Source organism: Microbacterium sp., from assembly GCF_031988965.1.
Classification (GTDB): domain Bacteria; phylum Actinomycetota; class Actinomycetes; order Actinomycetales; family Microbacteriaceae; genus Microbacterium.
Map to the genome: position 1 here is coordinate 1 of NZ_DALZXX010000157.1, position 3,772 is coordinate 3,772.

5 protein-coding genes are annotated in these 3,772 nt (G+C 70.0%); all 5 read left to right on the forward strand.

Annotation, left to right across the window (positions count from 1 at the left end):
* A partial coding sequence (locus RTM68_RS16235; RefSeq protein WP_312172896.1) for an O-methyltransferase occupies positions 1–543 on the forward strand: 543 nt, incomplete at its 5' end.
* 100 nt (positions 544–643) lie between these two features.
* On the forward strand, positions 644–1,924 hold the full coding sequence (gene eno, locus RTM68_RS16240) for a phosphopyruvate hydratase (RefSeq protein WP_241797354.1): 1,281 nt from the start codon (positions 644–646) through the stop codon (positions 1,922–1,924).
* A 54-nt stretch (positions 1,925–1,978) separates the two neighbouring features.
* Positions 1,979–2,521 carry a septum formation initiator family protein gene (locus RTM68_RS16245; protein WP_312172899.1) on the forward strand — a complete coding sequence of 181 codons (543 nt, stop codon included), beginning with the start codon at positions 1,979–1,981 and terminating at the stop codon, positions 2,519–2,521.
* A gap of 61 nt (positions 2,522–2,582) precedes the next feature.
* Positions 2,583–3,125 carry a DUF501 domain-containing protein gene (locus tag RTM68_RS16250; RefSeq protein ID WP_194764814.1) on the forward strand — a complete coding sequence of 181 codons (543 nt, stop codon included), beginning with the start codon at positions 2,583–2,585 and terminating at the stop codon, positions 3,123–3,125.
* 11 nt (positions 3,126–3,136) lie between these two features.
* Positions 3,137–3,772 (forward strand): S8 family serine peptidase (locus tag RTM68_RS16255; protein WP_312172902.1); only part of this gene is annotated, 636 nt, incomplete at its 3' end.

Below are 3,772 nucleotides of genomic sequence, written 5' to 3' on the forward strand. Positions count from 1 at the left end.
GCGATCGAGGTGGCGCCGGTCTCGGGCAAGCTGCTCAACCTGATCGCGCGGATCAGCGGCGCTCGCCGGGTGCTCGAGATCGGCACCCTGGGTGGATACTCGACGATCTGGCTGGCCCGAGCGGTCGGGCCGGAGGGGCGGGTCGTCACGGTCGAGGCCGAGGCCGACAACGCTGCGGTCGCACGGGCGAGCATCGATGCCGCGGGCGTCGGCGACCGCGTCGACATCCGGATCGGCCGGGGGGCCGACGTGCTGCCGACCCTGGTCGGCGGCTTCGACCTGGTCTTCATCGACGCCGACAAGGAATCGAACACGATCTACCTCGACTGGGCGGCGAAGCTCGGGCGACCGGGCACCGTGATCGTGCTCGACAACATCGGACGTGAGGGCGAGATCGTCCGCGAGGATTCGAGCGATCCCAAGGTCGTCGGAACCAGAGACGGCCTGCGGATGCTGGGGGAGGACCCTCGGTTCGACGCGACGGCTCTGCAGACCGTGGGTGTCAAGGGCTGGGACGGCGTGGCGCTGGCCGTGGTCGTGTGACCGTTCGACTCCGGCCCGGGGTGCGGGGCTCGAGCGGGCTAGACTGGGGCGCGGATCGACGACGCTCCACACACCTTTTCTCTGAGCAAGGAGCACATCAGTGGCACTGATCGAGGCTGTAGGCGCACGCGAGATTCTCGACTCGCGCGGAAACCCGACCGTCGAGGTGGAGGTGCTCCTCGACGACGGCGTCGTCCAGCGGGCCGCCGTCCCGTCCGGTGCATCCACCGGCGCATTCGAGGCGTACGAGCTGCGTGACGGTGACAAGAGCCGCTATGGCGGAAAGGGCGTGCTCAAGGCCGTCGACGCCATCATCGACGAGCTCGGCCCGGCCCTCGAGGGCGTCGAGGCGAGCGAGCAGCGCATCGTCGACGAGATCCTCATCGAGACCGACGGCACCGAGAACAAGAAGCGCACCGGCGCGAACGCCATCCTCGGCGTGAGCCTGGCCGTCGCCAAGGCCGCGGCCGACTCGGCCGACCTGCCGCTGTTCCGCTACCTCGGCGGCCCCAACGCGCACGTGCTGCCCGTCCCGCTCTTCAACGTCATCAACGGTGGCGAGCACGCCGACAACGGCATCGACATGCAGGAGTTCTTCCTCGCGCCGATCGGCGCCGAGACCTACTCCGAGGCGCTCCGCTGGGGCGTCGAGACCTACCACGTCCTGCGCGGCGAGCTGAAGGCCGCCGGCTACGCGACCGGACTCGGCGACGAGGGTGGCTTCGCCCCCGACCTGCCCAGCAATCGCGAGGGCCTCGACTTCCTCGTCAAGGCGATCGAGAAGGCCGGCTTCAAGCCGGGCACCGAGATCGCCCTCGGCCTCGACGTCGCCGCCACCGAGTTCTTCTCGGACGGCGTCTACCGCCTCGACAACAAGGACTGGACCGGCCCCGAGCTGATCGAGTACTACCAGGGCCTCGTCAACGACTTCCCGATCGTCACGATCGAGGATGCGCTGGCCGAGGACGACTGGGACAACTGGAAGCTCCTCACCGATGCCCTCGGCTCGAAGGTGCAGCTCGTCGGCGACGACCTGTTCGTCACGAACCCGTCGCGCCTCGCCGACGGCATCAAGCGCGGCGTGGCGAACTCGCTGCTCGTCAAGGTGAACCAGATCGGAACGCTCACCGAGACGTTCGACGCGGTCAGCCTGGCGCAGCGCTCGGGCTACACGGCCATGCTGTCGCACCGCTCGGGCGAGACCGAGGACACGACGATCGCCGACCTCGTGGTCGCGACGAACGCGGGACAGATCAAGGCTGGTGCGCCTGCGCGCAGCGAGCGCGTCGCGAAGTACAATCAGCTTCTGCGCATCGAAGAGGAACTGGGCGACGCGGCGGTCTTCGCGGGCCGTTCCGCCTTCCCCCGTTACCAGGGCTGAGCGCAGCTGAAGACGATTCACCCGGCTCGCTGAGCCGAACCCGGAGGAGGAGCCGTGGCACGACGACCGGCTCCTCCTTCGGCGTCTCCGGGCACGCCTCGGCCGGGGACTTCCGCGCGATCCGGATCCACGCGCTCCGCTCGTTCCACTGCGGCGTCCGAGCGCCGCGTCGATGTGCGCGAGTGGGCCTCCGGCATCCGCCTGTCCGCGTTCTCGGTCATCATGCTGTCGCTCGTGGTGCTGGGGGCGTGGGTGCTCGTCCCCACCCTCGGAACGTTCATCGACCAGCGGCAGAAGATCGCGGCTCTCGAGAGCTCGATCCAGGTCTCGCAGGACGAGATCACTGCGCTCGAGAACGAGCGCGAACGCTGGAGTGATCCGGCGTACATCACGACCCAGGCCCGGGAGCGTCTCTATTACGTGAAGCCGGGGGAGGTCGTCTACCTCATCGACAACGACATCGACCCCGCCGCCCTCCCGCAGGAGCAGGCCCCGGTCAGCGACACGCTCGAAGAGACCCCCTCGGACTGGATGCACCAGCTGCTGCGCAGTCTGACGGCTGCGGGACTCAGCGACACCGCCGTCGTCGGCGAGTGACGCGGCGGCCCCGGCGGCTTGCTTCGAGCATCCTCTCGGTCGTCTCCCGTACGCTGGACGGGTGACCACCCCGCCTTTCGCTGCCCCCACGACCGCCGAGCTCGCCGTGGTGTCGGCCCAGTTGGGGCGGCCCGCACGCGGTGTCGTCGGAATCGCCGCCCGGTGCGTCTGCGGCAACCCCACCGTCGTCGCGACGACGCCTCGGCTGCCCGACGGCACGCCCTTCCCCACCTTCTACTACCTGACCCACCCGGCGGCGACGGCGGCGATGTCGACGCTCGAGGCGACGCAGGTGATGCCCGAGCTGGCGGCCCTGCTCGCCGACGACGCAGACGTCGCGGCCGCGTACCTCTCGGCGCACGAGGCGTATCTCGCCGATCGTGCGCAGTTCGGTGACGTCAGCGAGATCGACGGCATCTCCGCTGGCGGCATGCCGACCCGCGTCAAGTGCCTCCACGCGCTGGCGGGGCACGCTCTCGCTGCCGGTCCCGGCGTGAACCCGATCGGGGACCGGGCGCTCGAGCGGTCCTCCTGGTCGCCCGACCGCTGCCGCTGCGAGGCCCCCGGCGCCGCTGTGCGTGAGGTCGAGGACTCGTCGGCATGAGGCCGCGCCGGATGCTCCGTGGCGCCGTCGCGATCGCGGCGGTCCTGGCATCCGTGCTGCTCCTCGGCTCGACGGCGTCGCCCACTCCGACACCTCCACCCGTTGCTGACGATCCCTCCGACCCCGTTCGCGCATCGGAGTACTGGCTCGACGGCGCGGGGATCCGCGACGCCTGGCACACGACGCGCGGGAAGGGCGTGACGATCGCCGTGATCGACACGGGCATCGCGAGCGTGCCCGGGGTCTTCGATCAGGCGGTGGTCGGCGGCACCGACGTCTCCGGCACGGGGACGCCCGACGGACGCACGCCGCTCGGCGCGATCGATGGCAATCACGGCTCCTGGGTCGCGTCGTTGGCCGCGGGACGAGGCGCCGCGGACGGTACGGGCATGATCGGCGTCGCCCCCGAGGCGAACCTCCTGTCGATCTCGGTGGGCTTCGGTGCGGCGGCGCGCGTGCCGTTCACCGAGCAGGTCGCCAAGGGCATGCGCTGGGCCGTCGACAACGGCGCCGACATCATCAACCTCTCCTTCACGACCAACACCCTCGACTGGGACCCGAGCTGGGACGACGCCTTCCTGTACGCGTTCGAACACGACGTCGTGGTCGTCGTCGCCGCGGGCAACAGGGGGAGCGGGACCAACATC